This is a genomic window from Mammaliicoccus sp. JADD-157, assembly GCF_049310805.1.
Lineage (GTDB): Bacteria > Bacillota > Bacilli > Staphylococcales > Staphylococcaceae > Mammaliicoccus > Mammaliicoccus lentus.
On record NZ_JBMOVZ010000002.1, the window covers coordinates 438051 to 455219 of the forward strand.

Genomic DNA, 17169 nt, shown 5'->3' on the forward strand with positions numbered 1-17169 from the left:
CACCTACTTATAATATTTTTTGAAGTCTACTTTAATTTCTTGATAAGTACCATTCTTAACTGTAATTCTATTTAATCCCGGTTTAAGTGATATAAACTCTCGGTTACAACTTCTTAGTTTATTGGTCTGATCTACCTTTACTTGCATACCATCAAGTGTTAACGTTCTGCTCGACACACTATCGTTATACATAAATTTATCTCCAGTACTATCGTTCTGAATCACGAAGTTACCACTAGTCACTAGACCTACTACGTCTATTTTTAGGAACATTGACTCCGGAATAACAGTGACATTACCTCCGTTCCATACATCGAACGTCAAGCTATTATGTCGGTATTTCACTAGGTCTTGGTTTAGATTATCTGCTAAACCGTACTTATTGATAGACTCTATATAACCAGTTTCATCAACCTCTAGTGTTGTGTATATAGTTTCTGCAAACGGTAGTTCAGTGGTTTCAAACTCTATTTCAATCTCTCCACCGTTAAATAGTTGTTCCGGCTCAAGTTCTCCTACCATTCTGACTAAATATTGTTTGCCGTTTACGTACTGATTATCAGTGTTAGGGAGAAATCTAGGCGTTTCTCCAAAGTCTACAAATTCATATTCAAGTCTCTTAGGTCTACGCATTTCTCGTATATAATAAGACTCTACGTCTGTTAATACTCCATATAAGTCGTCTCTTAAATGTGCGTAATGGTGCATTTCGTTATGCTTAAATTTCATCGGAACTTTAATTCTTCTTGATGTATAATCCGCTCCATAATCAACTTTCCCGAAACGCCCTTCCACTCTATCCGAATATTGTTCTATCGATATTGAGCCGACAACGAAGTCGTAAACGACTCCGAAGTCAGATAGCCTGTATACACTACCGTCCTTTTTTACAATCTCTACATCCATCGTCTAACCCTCCGTTATCTACCCATGTAATCTAATCTGTCATCTACGGCATTACCGTGATTAACTTCCGTTCTAATCCACTCTTGATCCGCATGTACATTAACATCTACACGCATACGTGTCATTGGCATATCAACTTTCATATTCGATTTAACCATATGATCCATCTTAGGACGCAATCCGTTAATATTCCGTTTAACTTCCGTCATGCTACCTAAATCGAATGGGTTCTTGCCTAACGTTTTATCGAATGTATTAATCGAATCTGATGCTAAATCTCCCGCCATTTTAATAGCGTATTTAGATTGTTCTTCTATACCGACCATATAACCGTCAGTAAAGTCTCCGCCTAATTTAATCGTTTCTTTGGCTGGAGAATTAGAGCGTTGCGCTCGTTTAATAGCTGACATTGCAGCGTTTGCTAAACTCGCAGCAGCTGATGCGGCTCTACCGACCATACTAGCTATACCATTAACGAACCCTTGACCTAAGTTCTGCCCTAGTCCGAATGTTCCACCTGTATTAGAAAGACCCGATTTACCGGCGCTAGAAACACTGTTACCGGCACTATTAGCTGGACCGCTTTGTCCGCTTAATCCACTAACGAATAATGAACCCGATTTACTACCTCCGCCACCGTCAGTAGTCGAACCTAATACTCGTTGAACGTTACTCATGATATTCGTTGCTGTACCGTTTATTGAACCCATGTTTCCGGATAATCCACTGTTGAACATTGAACCCGACTTATTACCACCGCGTCCGTCCGTTGTAGATCCGAGTGTATTTTCCGTACTACTCTTAATACTATTCGACGTTCCATTGATAGAACCTTTCATGCTTGATAGTCCCGAGTTAAACTTGTTACCCGAACCACTACCGCCTTTGCCATCTGTTGTAGCTCCTAACGTTGATTGCACGGCAGATTGTATCGAAGTAGCTACTCCGTTAATAGGAGAATGTTTCGATGCTAATCCCGATTGGAATAAGCTACCGGCTTTACTACCTCCGCCACCGTCATTTGCGCCCGTTAGAATACTTTCGGGAATAAGTTTTAACGCTGTCGAGTTCGAAGTTGCTAACCCTAATCCAGCCATAATACCACTCGAGAATTTCGAACTTACGCTACTTCCGCCGTTACCATCACTAGCGTTTGCTAATATTGATTCCGGTATTAGTTTTACGGAGTTTGACGCCTCTGTAGCTTGTCCGCCACCAGCTAGTATTCCGCTAGTGAATAAGTTAGTAGCTTTCGTTCCACCTTCGCCATCCGTAGTCATACCTAGTATTTCTTCGACAGACTCTTTCTGACTTCTAGCGCTACTACTAACGCCTTCCTTACCGGCATCTAAGCCCGATTTATATGAATCAGCAGTTTGCTTACCTTCCGGATTTAAGTCGGCTTTAGATTCCTGTTTCATCAATTCTTTTAATCCAGCCGTAAATTCTGTAACCGTTACTTTACCCGATTGAAGACCAGCAACTAACGTTTGCATAGTCTGTTGACCTTCCGGAGTTAGATCAATATCGGAGTTTTGTTTCAAGCTCGTTTCGAGTATCTCTCCGACTTCATCTACAGACACAAGTCCGCTCTGTAATCCAGCCGATAATGTTTGAACGTCTTGTTTACCCATATCAGATAAATCAACTTTCGATATTTCAAGCAATCGGTTGTTTAGGAAAGTAGCAAATTCCGACATTCCATAAGTGCCATCTTTCAATCCTTCAACGAATGACTTAGCCGTTACGTTACCTTTCGGACCCAAGTTTATCTCCGTTTTAGATTTAAGATCGACACCCATTTGGTCGGCTACTTCTCCGACTTTAACGCCTTTCATACCATCTACGAATGTTTCAAGCGTCTTACGACCTTCCGGTGTTAACGATTCTTGACCCATCTGATTTCGAACGGTGTTTATTTGAGCAACCGCTACATCTTTAACGCTTAACTCTCCCGAACGTACACCTTCGACAAACTCGTCAACTGTCTTACGTCCAACACCTGTGATGTCTACACCTTCGAAACCATCTTCGAATTTAGTTGCGAAACCTTCTCCGATTGCAGTTGCCGCCTCTAATGACGCATCTTTCATAGTGTCGAATTTATTAGGGATTGTGTCGACTGCTGCTCCGACTTCGAGATATTTCTTAGCTGCTTGTTCGGCAGCACTTGCCGATTTCTCTTCGGCTTTATTTGACGCCTCAATAGCATCCGCTAATGAAATCTGTTTATGCTTACGAAGATCACTAATACTGCCCATTGCCGCCTCTTGTCTCGTTAAATCTTTCTTAACTCCAAGTGAGCGTCGTTCTTCTTCTGTTAAGCCTTTCATTGCATCAACGCTACCATGAATACCTTTAGCATTACGTTCGTTAGCATCTAAGTTTTCTAGGATAGCCGATTTTTGCTTATCGTGTTCCTGTGTTAACTGCGCTAATAGTTGCTTACCAGCCTCTGTATCGCCCATGTTCTGTTTAATCATAGTAGAGTTTTTCTCGTAGGCTTTATCCATTTCTTTCATCGTACTTACAGTAGTTTTAGCCATGTCCGTAAGTGACGATTGAACTTTTTCTACTGGAGCGTTCGCATCTAATTTATCAAATGCCGTCTGCAACCTAGCTAAGTCCGAAACGTTATTACCGATAGAAGTTTTAAACTCTTTATCGATAGAACTAAACGCCGTACCCAAGTCGCTAAACTCTTGTGTCGTAAGTGTTCTACGTTCTTTTGATGCCGTACTAAGGATGTCAGATATAGTTGACTCTGCGTTCTTAACGATTTCACGTTTACGGTCAAAGATACGTTTCTGCTCGGCTAAGTTTTGTTCTAGCGCCGCCTTTTCAGTTTCACTTGCGCCTTTCATTAAACTACGAGTTATATCAGCGATACGTTTCTCACTGTTATTTATCTCTTGTACAGCTTTATTCGTTAAGTCTGATAGTTCGGCTAATACTTTGTTCTTCATATCGGCTGCCTCTTTAGCGGACATTTCGCCCATACCATCAAGGTTTTTAAGCATACCGTTTTTAAGCTCTAACGATTTCGCATTAGCGCCTGTAACCATACCGCCTATACTATCTAATACCTTTAATTTCATGTTTTGGTAACTTTCGGCTGCCTCACGTGTAGACGAGTCCGATATTCTCGAAATCTCATTCATACCTTTCGTGATTTCACTGCCGTTAAATACTTTACCAACATTCTTAACTGCATAGACGATAGCTCCTAATCCAGCTACAACACCAACTGTCGTTGCACCAGCTGGACCAAACGCCATAAATGCCGCACCAGCAACTCCAAGCGTACCTACTATTCCACCGATTAATAATGCTGTATCAACGAAACGTTGTCCTAGTTGCGATATGCCACCTTCGGCATTGAAGAATCCGTCTGTTAAACGTTCGATACCTTGTAGCATACCGTCTATCGAGTTCATAAATTCTCCGTTAGCTTTAGCGAAAGCTCCGCCCATATTAGCGAATATATTTCGAACTCTGTTCCATACCATCTGAACCTTACTTGCGAATGTTTCATAACGCTTGTTCGATTCTTCAAGTAACGCTGTGTTTTCAGCCCACGCTGTGTTACCGACTTCTCTAGCCGATGTAACTTGATCTACTGCTGATGATAAACGTTTCATAGTATCGATTTCTCGAATCTCTTTGATACCTAAATCGCCTAACACTTTATCGAGGTTTTCTCCCGATGCTTTCGATTTATCTAATCCTTTAAGTAACAGAATTAACGCACCATATGCGTCCTCTTCGATTTTAGCTTTAGCTTTCTCTGCGGACATACCCATGATGTTCGCCCAAGCCTCTGCTTTCTCTCCGCCACCTTGTAATGCCGAGTTCATCTTCGTCATTGTACGTGACATAGCCGAGCCACCCATTTCGGCTTTAATACCAACGGATGACATAGCAGTTGAAAGCGCCATAACCTCTGCCTCTGACATGTTCAACTGTTTACCCATACCGACTAAACGCAGTGTCATTTCCATAATTTCAGATTCAGTTGTAGCGTATTTGTTACCTAAGTCAACAAGCGTAGCACCGAACCTGTCGGCGTCTTTATCAGCTGTACCCATAACGTTAGATACTCGAGCGATACTTGTAGCTGCCTCTTCGGCTGACATGTTCGTTGACGTACCTAATCGAATCATCGTATCAGTAAACTTAGCGATACTCTCTTTCTTGATTCCTAATTGTCCGGCTGCCTCTCCGACTGCCGTAATCTCTTCGTATGTTGCTGGCATAGTAGTCGTCATCTTACGGAAAGTTTGATCTAACTTACGGTATTCTGCGTCTGACGCGTCTACTGTCTTTTTAACGCCAGCTAATCCCGATTCATATGATGCGAATGTTTTAAGCGATCCGTACATTGCTGCGCCAAATGCTGTTGCACCTGCGATACCGCCCATAGCGAATCCTCTAGCCGTTCTATTAAATCTATCGATGTCTCTAGCCGCTAAATCAACGGCTCTTTGCGCCTTTTGGTTAGCACCAGCGAAAGTACCGACGTTCGCAGTAGCTGCCGCCATATTAGTTGCACTCACGGCTCTATTTAAGCGAGAAACTTCTCCGCTTGTTTTACCTACCGATGTAGATGCGCTAGAATTGGCTCTATCGAAACTAGACATACTACTTGTTGCATGCGCTAAACTAGCTGCGTTTATAGCTCTGTTTAAACGGCTAACTTCCGTTGTAGTTCTACCGACATTGTTAGCAGCTCTACCTGTAGCGGAACTATAATCGCCTAAACCGTTAGTAGCACGAGTAATCGGCATCGCTCCTACAACTCGATTAAATGCTTGTAATCTACCGGTACTTCTATCGATAGACGATGCCGTATTAGCATTAGCTCTTTGGAAAGCCGATAAACTATTAGTAGCACCCGCCATATTAGTCGCAGCAACTGTCTTATTGAATCTCGATACAGCCGCCTCTGCTGCCGCAAAAGCTGCTACGAAACCTTTTGAATCGGCATGAAGTTTCGCCGCTACATCATACATATGCGCCATGTACTATACTCCCTTTCGTTATAAATTTATTGACCTTCGAATGATGAACCGCCCAATCTTGCGTTGAGTATATTCTCTGCGTTCTTAATTGATTCATCCCAACGTTCCATAGCCTCCGGATTACGTTGTACTTCCTTTTCTCCGGTCCAATCAGCACGATTAAAGAATTTATCGAATGTAGGGAATACTGGCGATCCGTTATTTTTAAATTGACCGGCTAAGTTCGATTGCCACGCAAGTAAGTGTAGTCGTTCCATTTCGTCTACATATCGTTTATGATAGCCACGTAATAACGCTCTATACTCGCATATCTTCATTCGCTTAATTTGTTCTATATCGTTGATATTCAGATACCTAAAACAATCAGCGATTATATCGCCGAATGTCATAGATTCTGTTTTCTCTTTCTTTACTTCTCTTCCGTTTGTGCTTGCGGATTGAGTATGTGGTTGTACAAACCCACGCGTTCTAATTCCTCGATACACAGTTCGGACAATTTCATGATGTCTCCTACTTCACGAATCTTCTCTGATACGGCTTTGCGTAATTCTTTCTGTGTATACGAACCAGTTTTAACGTCTGCTAATCCCGCATCAAACACATCAACTAGCGCTCTCAAATCGTTAGCTGCTAATCGAGGGTATACAGTCGCTACTCCAATCCCGAACTCTAATTCCGTTACGTCTCCGATTGATTGTTTCAGCGAATACTTCTCGTCTAAATGAATCGCAAACCCAATATCGAAGTCCAATTCATATTCTTTTCCTTTTAATGTGATATTCATAATATGCACCTTCCACTTTCGTTTTTTATTATCGATACACCATATATCGTTATTACAAAGATAAAGCGGAATGAACTTAATCACTCCGCTATGAAATTACTATTAACCTTCTCCACCGCTTGTTCCTCCAGCTAATTCGCCGAAGTCATTGAACGCGTATTGTACTGCTTGGAACTCATCCGGAGTTAATGAAACTTCTCCTTGTTGAGGCGTTAAGTTAATGTTGAACGTTGAAGATAATTCAGTGTAGCTATCCGTTGAAGAAGACTTGTTGAACGTACTTAAAGTACCTTGTCCGTAAGTAGCGTAGTATTTACCCGATTTTGACTCTTCCGTAATGTCTACTTCCCACACTTGCAACGTTTTACCTTTAAGGTATGATTCTTCGACTAACTTGTAAGTGTCGTTGTCACGAACTACGTAACATGTGAACTCGATGTTAGCGTTAATCTCCCCAGCGTCTTTTAATACGCCATCTTTCGTTGTTTCTTCGATTGCCTCACGCTCACTGTTGAATTGGTGTTCAGTTTGGAACGCTAATCTTAATTTATTTCCATCCGCAGTAGTGTCGTCCATTGATTGGAAAAATAGTACCGTTTTAGAACCTTTTGAAACTGCCATTTGACAAAACCTCCATATAATAATTCGGTAACTAAGTACCGTGTCCGTTTAAATTTGTTTCTTAACGTGTGTTAAGGGAATACTTATATCTATATACAAACGATGTGTATTACTCTCATCTTCGACTTGTGTGCCGTACATGATATTTGATACACCGTTTATATTCTCTACTGAAAATTTACCGATAGTTTCTAGTTTGTTATTGATAATAGGAATGTTTGCGTACATTAATATCGGCATAACCGATTTATGAACGTCTGACAACTCGGTTATATTACCTCCGTGAATACCAACGTTTAAGTATATGTCTTCGTGAATTAAATCTTTTGATTTCGTTAATTCATTAAGACTACTGTTTACGTATTCTATTTCGATAAAAGGTTTCTCGGTGGGCTTTTTGTAACCGTAGTACTTCCACACTGTTTTAATACCGGTTGTATCTTGGAAATACTTTCGTAAACTTCCTATTAATTCGAAGTATGTTAGTTCCAAGCTCTCTCCACCGCCTTTGCTAATCGAGATTCAAACGTTGATCTAGCCTCGTTTACATTTCGAGTTATATAATATCGTTTTGATTTATGTTCGAAGTTCTGACGCCATACATATGGAACATTCTCGGTATCTAGTTTTAATTCGTGGACTAGCATACCAGTACGCACGTATGAGTTCGCTAATGAATCTCGTAAAGCACCTGTAAGCACTGGCGCATCGTTAGCCATTTTAACGGCTATTTCTTGCGCTATCTTACCGATTTCTTCATCGACATTGTTAATCGCTTTATACGCTTTTGCTGTAGATATTCCTGTACGTACTCTCGACAAACCGCTAACTGATATTCGAGCTTTCATTTACTTCACTCGCTTTCCGACAAATTCCCAACGGGTAGTCATTTCGCCAATACCTTTTGGATCGGCTGCTACAACCGCATACTCTAATCCATCGTGTATAGTCCTCGTAATTAGTCTAGGATTATCTTCGGTATCAAACTCGTCGACATCAATCGAGAACCAAATGTCTCCTTCGATAACTTCTTCGGCATCTGATATACGACGCTCTGCCGCAACTCTTGACGTTCTATCAGTGACAACCGAATCAACTTCTTTAGTGACTGTCGTTGAGATAGGTTCGCCAGTAAATGGATCTTCGCCATCTTCATTCGTTATAGTTATGGTAATGACCTGCGTTCTATTCTTAATCAACTGCGCTCTAGTCTCTTTAATGTGTAGCAAATCTCGTTCAGTCAACATTGTCGGACACCTCTTCTCCTAACTCGAGTAACTCTAGCCACGATGTACATTGCGGATGAGGACTGTATATCTTCATATCTATCGACTTAAATACGCCTTGTCCTTTTCCGTACTTATCTTCATGCGCATAAGCGAAACACGTATGTTTCCTACGTCTAGGATGTCGTGGGAATGATTCGTGTAACCTAATCCACGTTAAGCCGCTTTTATCAGCTATTTCGCCTACTAACGTACGGTAACTGTTAAATGTTTCCGTCGTTACAATACGGCGTAGCTCCCACTCTTTACCTTTAAACGTTCCTTCTACTTCGTCTATAATCTCCGATATTGAATGACCTTTATTAATCGAGACTCTAATCTGTTTGTATAAGTCGTCAGTGTATCTCATTGCTTGGGAATCAATTCGATCTTGTAACGTCAATCCATCTTCGCTTGGTTTCTTTGCTATCTCCGACGCTTTCAACGTCCCTTTAGTAACGATACTTTTGAATCTACTTTTATAGAATGTAGTCGTCGCTAATAGCGCAGCCTCCATTGACGATAACGTTCCATCGAACACCATCTTCGACGTTTCTTTCTCTAGCTTTCTAAGTTCGACTAATACTCGTCGTAACTTACTTCGATTAATTGTGTTACGTTTAATGATTGATCCGTCAGCCAATGTTATATTCTCACTGCTTGAATTGTCGTTTAATATCTTTATAACAGCCGCTATCAATGACGCCACATTGTCTACTACTTGCTGTTCATGGTCGATTGAGATTTTATCAATCTGTTCTGCTATCTCACGCATCTAACCACTTCGCTCTTTTACGTAGTATTAACTGTGAACCATCCATATCTGCATCGTTGTTATATTGTGCTAATTCTTTTTGCCAACGATTGAATAAATCATTAGCGTAAGCACGGAAAGCATCAAACTGTTTTGACTTATCGACCATTTCTTCTCCGTCTTGATAACGAAATGTCTCTCTAGCCTTAGCTGCGTCATTCTTTGCTTGTACGTAATCGTGGTACATTCCCAATAAGTAAACTTGTTGTCTATCGTAGTCATTCGAAGTAATAGAAAAGCCGTTAGCGATGATATAATCGGTCGCCTCGTCTTCTGTTATCTCGAATCTCTCTGCTACCTCCGTTATATTCATGTACTAACGACTCCTTTATGTTTATTTATCTTCCGTTACTTCTTTCTTTGCTCTAGGCTTTCGCTTAGCTTGCGTAGGTTTCTTCGGAGTGTCTGCCGACTTTACCTCTTCGATTTTCTCTACGTAGCCTAAATCGTTTAGCCATACAAAGTCATGCTCTTCGACATCAATAACAGTACCGACGGGATTACCGTCGATAACTGCCTGTGTCTTGACTTTTACTTTCGCCATTATTAGCCAGCAATTACGTCGGCATGTAAGATTAATGACGGTTTATCTAACACTACGAAACCTGACTCTGCAACTTCGATAATAGAACGCTTAGGAGTTCTTTCGTCGTAAGCCTCTAACGTTGCTACCGGAGCCATTTGGTCGTCATCCGGGTTTGGACCAGTAACGAAGTTACCTACACCCTTAGAAATGAATACGACACGGTTTTCCGGGAATACGTTAATCTCTTCGTTTTCTCCCGTGTAAATATCGTTTACAGTGATAGACGTTTCATCAACCAATTTAATAGCCGGTAAACCAAAGCTACCTAATACTTCGTTCAATTGGTTTTCAGATACACGAACCGAACCTACAGGACGATCAGCCTCTGCGATGATATGAGTGTTCTTAGTTAAAGCGTTATAAACTTTACGAGTCATTAAGATAGCATCCGCTTGCTTGCCACCGTTTGACGCACGGTAAGTTTTATCCCAATCAAGTAAGTCGCCGATTACGTCACGGTCTGCTGATGACCAGTCGCTACCGCTAGTCAATGCAATCTTGTGGTCTTCCGGTACACCGTAATCTAATTCGATTTTAACGCCGTTCTTGTCGTAAGAGTTAGCTCCGAAAGCAACTGCTTTTAACTTCTCGACTTTCTTACGTAATTTCAAGTACTGTACTAAATCGTCAGCACGGTTAAGTAACTTGTTGATACGGTTATTAGCATCTGCGTCGTTACGAGCGCTTGCGATTTCGTATAACTCTTCGACAGTAATAACATCTTTCAAACCGAAGTGAGCCAACTCAACCATTTTAGACGCCGCACCATGACGGTCTATTACAGGTTTCTCTGCGCCTAAACCAATCATTGCTGCGATGTGTTGTTTACGTTGAATAATGTCATAAGCGAATTTAATGTCGTAAGTAACTTCGTTACCAACAAATTCGCTAACAAAATCTTGTACTTCGTCTTTCATTGATTCGTCTAAGAATCCTTTTAATGCCGGTTTTTGGAACTGCTTATAAGCTAAAATACTTGCCATTATATATTCCACCTTTTCGTTTATAGTCGTTTAATTTCCGTTTTATTACTTATGCGATACGTAATGAATATTCGGGTTAGCTTGCTTAAATGTTGCCGGTACTTCTACTGGCAATTTAGCCTCGTAAACTGAACCTTCGATAATTACTGCGCCTGTTACTGCGTCTGATTCGCCATCGTGGTCATGATCTTCGTTTAAGATATAGAAGTTATCGAAACCTTCCGGTAAAATAGCTCCGCCGCCTTCTTCTTCCCCAGCTGAACCTTCCGCAAATGGTTCGTACTTACCAGTCGATTGGTTACGAGCAATTAATGTTCCTACTTCGATAATACCTTTTGGAAACTTACTACCGTCTAATGTAGCGCCACCGTGTACGTATTGTACGATTTCAGACGCTAGAATATTCTTACCACTTCTGAACTGTTCTGATTGTGCTTTTAAAGTGTATGCCATTCTATAAAACTCCTTTTTATTTTTATTTTCTTATAGACTTGAATAACTCTCGTCCATAATCTTCGTCGTCTTTTGGTTCCGGTTTCTTACTATCGCCGAACCCAGCTGATGGATCTCCTTTTAAGTTTTCTTGGATTACGACAAAATCTTCGTAAACTGACTCTATACTCGCGTCAATCTCTTCGTCTGATTCGCCGTGAATGTATTTAGAGTAACGTTGTATTTGTTCAGCAGTTAAGCCTTTCGCTACCAACTTTTCGTTGATTGTTTTCTCACGCTCTAACGCTTTCTCTTTCTGCTCGTATTGTGCGATTGTTTGTTGCGCCTCTTCTAGCAAAGTTTTATACTCGCTATTCTTTTCGAGTTCTTCTTTACGCAATCTTTCTCGCTCTTCTTCGGCTAGTCTTTCGCGTTTCTCTTTCTCTTCGCGTCGCACCTTAGCAGCTAACTCGTTCAAGTCTTCTTGCGTGAATTTCTTTTCTCCACTTTCGCCGCCTTCGTTGTCTAAATCTTCTTGTTTATCAGCTGGCTTATCTCCCGGTTCATCGCCTTTATCTTCGCCACCGTCCGCAAAGAACTGTAAATCTAATCCGTAAAATAACTTTTCTTGTTTATCCATCTTTTATGTCCCCTTTTCTGTGTTTTGAAACGGACACATCTGTCCGTAAGAAACCGTTTCTTTTAGTGACTTAACGTTCGGTCAAATATGTTAAACTTGATTATCTTTTTGTTCCTTAATAACTTCGCTATCAACTTCTTGTTCTACATTACCGAGTAACTCGTCTTCTCGAGACTGTGCCTCTGCGTATGGATCATTCGCAACACTACGCTCCATTAGCTCTTCGTATATCTCTTCTTCTTTAAGCTCGGCATCCTTAACGCCTAAACGTTTCATAGCGTTTTTACGTGACTCAAGTCCCGCGTCTACTTCTTTTGTAACTAGGTCGACTAAGTTCTCTCTGTCATCCGGTAGTGGTAGAATGAATTTCATTTGAACTGTTAACTCGTCAGTATCTATTGAATTAACTGCGTTTTTGTCATAAGCGAACTTATCACGTTTAGTTCTAGCTTGTAGATACATTACTGATTTAAGGAATAACTCGGCTAAGTCTTCGTCCCAATTCAACCAATGTTCTTTCGTCTCTTGGATAATATCTTGGTACAAGACCTGTAATGCTCTATCGTTCATACCACCGAAGTTTAATTCTTGCGGTACAATCATCGGCAATCCACTTAACTCGTGTAACGCCGATTTAATTCGGTTGTACTGATCCTTATACGCCTCTTTCCATCCGAATCCATTCTCAACGCTTTCTACGTCGGCTGGATGTGACGAGTTAGCACTCGCATTAATTTTCAGTAATGCTCCCGGTGCTATTTTCAATTCAGTGTCTTTCGCCAAGTCAGCATTTTTAACTACTGTCATACTGAACATTTCGAATTTCAGTGAGTCGTTGGCATCTTCCATCATGTCGTTTAGTATTCTTGTTAATACCTTCATATCTTCTAAATCGTCGAAGTGAGACGTTTCTGTTCTTAACGCGTCTACTCTAAACATTACAATAGGAACAAAGCCGAAACCTAAGTATGTTTTATCGTTAATAACTTCGATAACTTCTAACTGTTCGTTGTATACCTTCTCGGTAAACCAACAATCGCTATAATCGTCTTCTAGCCTAAACGTTTGTCTTACGTATTCAGTCTTCTCGGGATCTTTTAACGATGCTCTAGCCACGATAATGTCGCAACCTATTAATTCGTCGAAACCATCTTGTGAGTATATCGGAAAAACTTCGGTTGCTTTATGCCATATCCAATGAAGTTTTCCTGTTCTTTGGTTAAACGATAATTTAGCCGCTATGTTACCAGCGATTAATCTATCTCGAGCTATCTGCATTTTCTTAGCGTCCATTTTATTATCTTTCCATATCTTACGTAATAAGTCTTCGGCATCTTGCGCCACTTGAACGTCTTTCTCATCATCACTTAATGGTTCAACATCGATACCATGATCGCCCGCCATCTGCCATCTTGACTTACGCTTGATAAACGCTTTAAAGTAGTTCGTCCAGTACTTTGTCGGCTTATAATCTAGTCCATTAGCATCTATCGAATCAGTAGGATATATGTACTGACCTTCTGCATCTACATCTTGCTTGCCATTGTAATAGTCGTAGTTTGCAAGTATCTTCTCTATCTGTTCTTGCGTCTGATGACTATATCCAGTTATATCGTCCTTATCTAACAATGAATCGATAATCTGTGGCGTTATCACATTATACTTAGGATGATTCATCCGCTTTACCCCTTTCTATCTCACTCTTCGTAGTCTCTGACTGTATCGTGCGTATCGTTCTACTCTAGGCTCTTCTTCTTCGCCTGTACCGCAGTAATAGTTACCCAACTGTTCAATTGATCCGCTTAATCGTTTGGTAGCGATATTGTATGCCATTTCGCAAGCGTCAATCATATCGTCGTTAGGAGCCATAGGGTACATTTCGTATTGGTCGATTATATTCGTTTGATCTTGTAAGAATCTTATTCGACCGTTATTCACATCCGGCGACATTGCCTCTATACGCAATTGCTTTCTCGTTCTTTGTTTGACCGATACTACGCGTAAATGAGCCGGGTAACCAATATCTATTAATTTCTCGGATAATGTATCTGCGAAAAACTCTTGCGCCATTTGTGTCTCCACCGCTATATTCTCGTATTGAAAATATTTAACACGGTCGATTATGGCGTTCATAAATTCTTTAGGATGTACTCTTTCGTTGTATACGTCAGCGATATAACATATGTCTGTATCGACGTTTCTAGCGAGTGTAACGATTGAACTAAAGTCGCCCTTCTCTTTACCCATCGCAAAGTCAATACCGCAGTAGTATTCAATGTTCTTTCCTTCTAAGTCATTCGGTGTATAGTAAACGAATTGCTCTCGTTTGAATATCTGTCTCTCTTCGTCAGTTGGTTCGTTTTGGTACTCTTGGTTGAATGATTTAGCTCCCATGTTCGTAAGTTGAATTACAAACCAGTAATAGTCGTAATACTCTGACCACAGTAAGCTAACACCCTTCGTCATTTGGTCTTTGTTATCTCGATAGAATTGTTCGGCTCTAGCAGTTGCTCCCGGTTCATCAGCAAGGTACATTTCTTTCCATTGCGACCACAGTTGCGTGTTTGTCGGGAAAGACTCAACGGCTCTATATCGCCTACTTTCAAAACGCTTATCCTGTCTTATCGTTCTATCAAGTAAACTGTCGTAACACAATACCGTCCCTAAGTACACGGCTATGCCATCACGAGCTAATGCCGGTAATGCTGCCTCGTTAAACCATGCTTGTGTCTTACGCATTTGATCCGGTGTAGATACGTTCTCTTGTCCTTCTAAGTCATCGAATATCATGAGCTCTGGACGACTCTTACCGTAACGCATACCACGCATTTGTCCGCCAGCACCTCGTGCCATAATCTTAACGCCGTTTAATGTAACGTATTCTTGTTTGTTATCTAATTCGTTCTTAGACGGGCTTTCATGGAGTAACATTCCGTAATCAGCAATTAACTTCTCGTTAAACTTGAACTGCCTATTGCCCCACGTTATAAACGTTCCAGCCATATCAGCCGTTTCTGAAACGATAACCATAAACTGTCTGTGCTTGTATACGGCTTGGTGTACCGGGAATATATTCGATCCGTACGCCGTCTTAGCATGTCGTCTAGGACAAGCCCATGCGATATTGTCGTTCTTTTCTCCCGATGCTACTCTCGATAACATCCCAGTTAACTCTTTATGGAAGTCCGACATATTGTCGTAATTACTACCTCCGGGAATCAAGTTCTCGTCGTTCTCCGGGTTAGCATCATCGGAGAAGTATTCGACTGAAAATCTAGCTACGTCGAACTCACAATCGTTTATTCGTTTTAGCTGTTTCAATTGTTCGTCTACTACGAAGAACCTATCGACTTGTCTTGTTGTCGCTATTCCTTGCTCGATTAAGTCCATGAGTATCGCCAATTCTTCGGTAAGAATATCGTGTAGTTGCAGCCTTTCATCACGACTTCTTAAAAAGCCTTTATCGTTTAATGCGACGTTTTGTGCTTTAACCATTATTCGTAATCCTCAATCGTTAATCGTCTTTCGGGTTTGACGTTAGGAACCTCTTCGTATTGTTTTAGCTGCTTAACTCGTTCCTGTGCGTCGCTTAAGTTGAACGTAACATTTACCGAATCTTTACTTGCTGATCCTTGATCGCCTAGTACGCCGCTAACCTTAGCAAATAAGTCGAGCATCTTAGTCGATGGATTACGTTTAGTTAAGTTCGCTATTAGTGATGCCGCAAAACTCGGCATGTGTTTGTTTAATTGACGAATGGATAATGTCGCTACATAGTCAAGGTATCTATCGTCTTGGTTCCATCTATAATATGTTGTTCTATTAACGCCAACTGCGTCAGCAATCTCTTGCGTCTTTAACAATTCGACTTCTTTGTCGTCAAGTTGATGTGCGATTAAATTATCGACATACATTTCAGCGGCTTTCTTTTGATGTTCCGATAAATCATCGAAAGTGTCCTTAGCCATGCAACTACCACCCCTCCGTAATATATTAGTCATCCGAAATCAATCGGTATGTATGCTTAGTCCGGAACATGGTCTACCTTGCTTGTAGTGTCGATAGATGATCCGGACTGCCTCGTAACGCCGGGCGAGCGTTTGTCACACGATAGGTATTCCCACCGTAATGTACTATGTATTACTCCGTTTATATATTACTTCGTTCTTTATACCGTTCTCTCTTTATTTACCGATATATAATAATTATTATATATATAACGGCGTTACACGAGTGAGCGTAAGCGAACGAGTGTGTGTGCTTTAGCACACTATATCTTCCGTTAATATATTTATCCTTAAATCCTAAACCTTTAATTTCAAACAAGTTGAAATTGCGTATCTTTTAAATAATCGATATAATCTAATTAACGATAAGTTAATCGAGTTAAATATAAACGCAATAAACTTGAAAGTGTATTACGGATATATAACGGTTAACCTCTCTATAATATAGGTTCAATAGGACGCCTTAACGGAAAAAAGAAATTAAAAAACTTTTTAAGAAATCTCCAAACCCTTGATACTAAAGGCTTCTAGCTATACCTAATTTAAAATTTAGGCGCACCTAAACTTTTCCCTGTTTCCGCCCATTTATTACCAATTACATATATTCTCCTAGATATTACCCTTATTCATAGACGAGCAGCGCCACCTTTTCGAGTAATAATACCGACCTGCGTGTCCAATTTGGCTACGTTTAACATATTCTTGTATTTGCGAATAACATTTCCGATATATAATTAATTCGATAAATTATCCCTTCTAAATTCGTCAATCAAAGTCGCCAGCAATTACGATACTCAATCCCCTAGTTTCGGCTAAATACTACGAAGTGTAAATCGTAAATTCATGCAACATTGCAACATCGATTTAACCAAAAAATTAACGGTAGTTTTAGTTCGTATAGTCATACTCACAAACTACCGTGAACAGCGTAGTATCAAGCTTTTAAACACCTTACTACACAGCTATAAAACGGTCTATTTACGGCGAAATTATGCTCCGAATAGTATGATCGATAATTACGTTTTCGTTGCGTAAAATCGTCCTAAACGTCGTATTTTGGACGCCTATTTATGAACGAACTAGAATCTCGGTTTATAAAATTTGCCGAAA

At 40.6% G+C, this 17169-nt stretch carries 17 protein-coding genes; all 17 read right to left on the bottom strand.

The genetic code is table 11. The annotated features are described in order from the left end of the window. Positions 1-3 precede the first annotated feature (3 nt). The 17 genes from ACO6VN_RS08710 to ACO6VN_RS08790 all read right to left on the bottom strand — a co-directional run bounded on the left by ACO6VN_RS08710 (position 4) and on the right by ACO6VN_RS08790 (position 16020). The gene (locus ACO6VN_RS08710; protein ID WP_422404488.1) at positions 4-906 is read right to left on the bottom strand and encodes a phage tail domain-containing protein; all 903 of its coding nucleotides are present in this window, start codon (positions 904-906) and stop codon (positions 4-6) included. A 14-nt stretch (positions 907-920) separates the two neighbouring features. Further along, positions 921-5927 (bottom strand): phage tail tape measure protein, encoded by a 5007-nt coding sequence (locus tag ACO6VN_RS08715; RefSeq protein ID WP_422404489.1) that lies wholly within the window; start codon positions 5925-5927, stop codon positions 921-923. A 26-nt stretch (positions 5928-5953) separates the two neighbouring features. Further along, positions 5954-6316: a hypothetical protein gene (locus tag ACO6VN_RS08720; protein WP_422404490.1), complete on the bottom strand. Its 363-nt coding sequence runs from the start codon at positions 6314-6316 to the stop codon at positions 5954-5956. 20 nt (positions 6317-6336) lie between these two features. Further along, complete coding sequence (locus ACO6VN_RS08725) at positions 6337-6711, bottom strand: tail assembly chaperone (RefSeq protein ID WP_422404491.1); 375 nt, start codon at positions 6709-6711, stop codon at positions 6337-6339. A gap of 102 nt (positions 6712-6813) precedes the next feature. After that, positions 6814-7332: a phage major tail protein, TP901-1 family gene (locus ACO6VN_RS08730; RefSeq protein ID WP_422404492.1), complete on the bottom strand. Its 519-nt coding sequence runs from the start codon at positions 7330-7332 to the stop codon at positions 6814-6816. A gap of 48 nt (positions 7333-7380) precedes the next feature. After that, positions 7381-7824: a hypothetical protein gene (locus ACO6VN_RS08735; protein WP_422404493.1), complete on the bottom strand. Its 444-nt coding sequence runs from the start codon at positions 7822-7824 to the stop codon at positions 7381-7383. Continuing rightward, positions 7815-8180 (bottom strand): hypothetical protein, encoded by a 366-nt coding sequence (locus ACO6VN_RS08740; protein ID WP_422404494.1) that lies wholly within the window; start codon positions 8178-8180, stop codon positions 7815-7817. Before ACO6VN_RS08740 ends, ACO6VN_RS08735 begins: the two co-directional genes overlap by 10 nt. Then, positions 8181-8579: a hypothetical protein gene (locus tag ACO6VN_RS08745; protein ID WP_422404495.1), complete on the bottom strand. Its 399-nt coding sequence runs from the start codon at positions 8577-8579 to the stop codon at positions 8181-8183. It lies immediately after the preceding gene. Next, positions 8569-9372 carry a hypothetical protein gene (locus ACO6VN_RS08750; RefSeq protein WP_422404496.1) on the bottom strand — a complete coding sequence of 268 codons (804 nt, stop codon included), beginning with the start codon at positions 9370-9372 and terminating at the stop codon, positions 8569-8571. Before ACO6VN_RS08750 ends, ACO6VN_RS08745 begins: the two co-directional genes overlap by 11 nt. After that, a complete protein-coding gene (locus ACO6VN_RS08755; protein ID WP_422404497.1) occupies positions 9365-9724 on the bottom strand; it encodes a hypothetical protein in 360 nt (119 codons plus the stop codon). The genes ACO6VN_RS08750 and ACO6VN_RS08755 overlap by 8 nt, the downstream gene beginning before the upstream one ends. A 21-nt stretch (positions 9725-9745) precedes the next feature. Beyond that, positions 9746-9955 (bottom strand): hypothetical protein, encoded by a 210-nt coding sequence (locus ACO6VN_RS08760; protein WP_422404498.1) that lies wholly within the window; start codon positions 9953-9955, stop codon positions 9746-9748. A gap of 2 nt (positions 9956-9957) precedes the next feature. Further along, complete coding sequence (locus ACO6VN_RS08765) at positions 9958-10980, bottom strand: major capsid protein (protein WP_422404499.1); 1023 nt, start codon at positions 10978-10980, stop codon at positions 9958-9960. 45 nt (positions 10981-11025) lie between these two features. Beyond that, positions 11026-11433 (bottom strand): hypothetical protein, encoded by a 408-nt coding sequence (locus ACO6VN_RS08770; RefSeq protein ID WP_422404500.1) that lies wholly within the window; start codon positions 11431-11433, stop codon positions 11026-11028. 22 nt (positions 11434-11455) lie between these two features. Further along, positions 11456-12052: a hypothetical protein gene (locus ACO6VN_RS08775; protein ID WP_422404501.1), complete on the bottom strand. Its 597-nt coding sequence runs from the start codon at positions 12050-12052 to the stop codon at positions 11456-11458. Positions 12053-12142: 90 nt separating this feature from the next. Next, positions 12143-13729: a phage portal protein gene (locus tag ACO6VN_RS08780; RefSeq protein WP_422404502.1), complete on the bottom strand. Its 1587-nt coding sequence runs from the start codon at positions 13727-13729 to the stop codon at positions 12143-12145. A 15-nt stretch (positions 13730-13744) separates the two neighbouring features. Continuing rightward, on the bottom strand, positions 13745-15547 hold the full coding sequence (gene terL / locus ACO6VN_RS08785) for a phage terminase large subunit (RefSeq protein ID WP_422404503.1): 1803 nt from the start codon (positions 15545-15547) through the stop codon (positions 13745-13747). Continuing rightward, positions 15547-16020 carry a phBC6A51 family helix-turn-helix protein gene (locus ACO6VN_RS08790; protein ID WP_422404504.1) on the bottom strand — a complete coding sequence of 158 codons (474 nt, stop codon included), beginning with the start codon at positions 16018-16020 and terminating at the stop codon, positions 15547-15549. Before ACO6VN_RS08790 ends, terL begins: the two co-directional genes overlap by 1 nt. Positions 16021-17169: the final 1149 nt, after the last annotated feature.

Excerpts from the sequence above, each read along its gene's own strand:
- ACO6VN_RS08765 (WP_422404499.1), bottom strand. The coding sequence starts at position 10,980 with ATGGCAAGTATTTTAGCTTATAAGCAGTTCCAAAAACCGGCATTAAAA.
- ACO6VN_RS08760 (WP_422404498.1), bottom strand. The coding sequence starts at position 9,955 with ATGGCGAAAGTAAAAGTCAAGACACAGGCAGTTATCGACGGTAATCCC.
- ACO6VN_RS08790 (WP_422404504.1), bottom strand. The coding sequence starts at position 16,020 with ATGGCTAAGGACACTTTCGATGATTTATCGGAACATCAAAAGAAAGCC.
- ACO6VN_RS08740 (WP_422404494.1), bottom strand. The coding sequence starts at position 8,180 with ATGAAAGCTCGAATATCAGTTAGCGGTTTGTCGAGAGTACGTACAGGA.
- ACO6VN_RS08770 (WP_422404500.1), bottom strand. The coding sequence starts at position 11,433 with ATGGCATACACTTTAAAAGCACAATCAGAACAGTTCAGAAGTGGTAAG.
- ACO6VN_RS08750 (WP_422404496.1), bottom strand. The coding sequence starts at position 9,372 with ATGCGTGAGATAGCAGAACAGATTGATAAAATCTCAATCGACCATGAA.
- ACO6VN_RS08775 (WP_422404501.1), bottom strand. The coding sequence starts at position 12,052 with ATGGATAAACAAGAAAAGTTATTTTACGGATTAGATTTACAGTTCTTT.
- ACO6VN_RS08780 (WP_422404502.1), bottom strand. The coding sequence starts at position 13,729 with ATGAATCATCCTAAGTATAATGTGATAACGCCACAGATTATCGATTCA.
- ACO6VN_RS08745 (WP_422404495.1), bottom strand. The coding sequence starts at position 8,579 with ATGTTGACTGAACGAGATTTGCTACACATTAAAGAGACTAGAGCGCAG.
- ACO6VN_RS08715 (WP_422404489.1), bottom strand. The coding sequence starts at position 5,927 with ATGGCGCATATGTATGATGTAGCGGCGAAACTTCATGCCGATTCAAAA.
- ACO6VN_RS08720 (WP_422404490.1), bottom strand. The coding sequence starts at position 6,316 with ATGACATTCGGCGATATAATCGCTGATTGTTTTAGGTATCTGAATATC.
- ACO6VN_RS08755 (WP_422404497.1), bottom strand. The coding sequence starts at position 9,724 with ATGAATATAACGGAGGTAGCAGAGAGATTCGAGATAACAGAAGACGAG.
- ACO6VN_RS08725 (WP_422404491.1), bottom strand. The coding sequence starts at position 6,711 with ATGAATATCACATTAAAAGGAAAAGAATATGAATTGGACTTCGATATT.
- terL (WP_422404503.1), bottom strand. The coding sequence starts at position 15,547 with ATGGTTAAAGCACAAAACGTCGCATTAAACGATAAAGGCTTTTTAAGA.
- ACO6VN_RS08730 (WP_422404492.1), bottom strand. The coding sequence starts at position 7,332 with ATGGCAGTTTCAAAAGGTTCTAAAACGGTACTATTTTTCCAATCAATG.
- ACO6VN_RS08710 (WP_422404488.1), bottom strand. The coding sequence starts at position 906 with ATGGATGTAGAGATTGTAAAAAAGGACGGTAGTGTATACAGGCTATCT.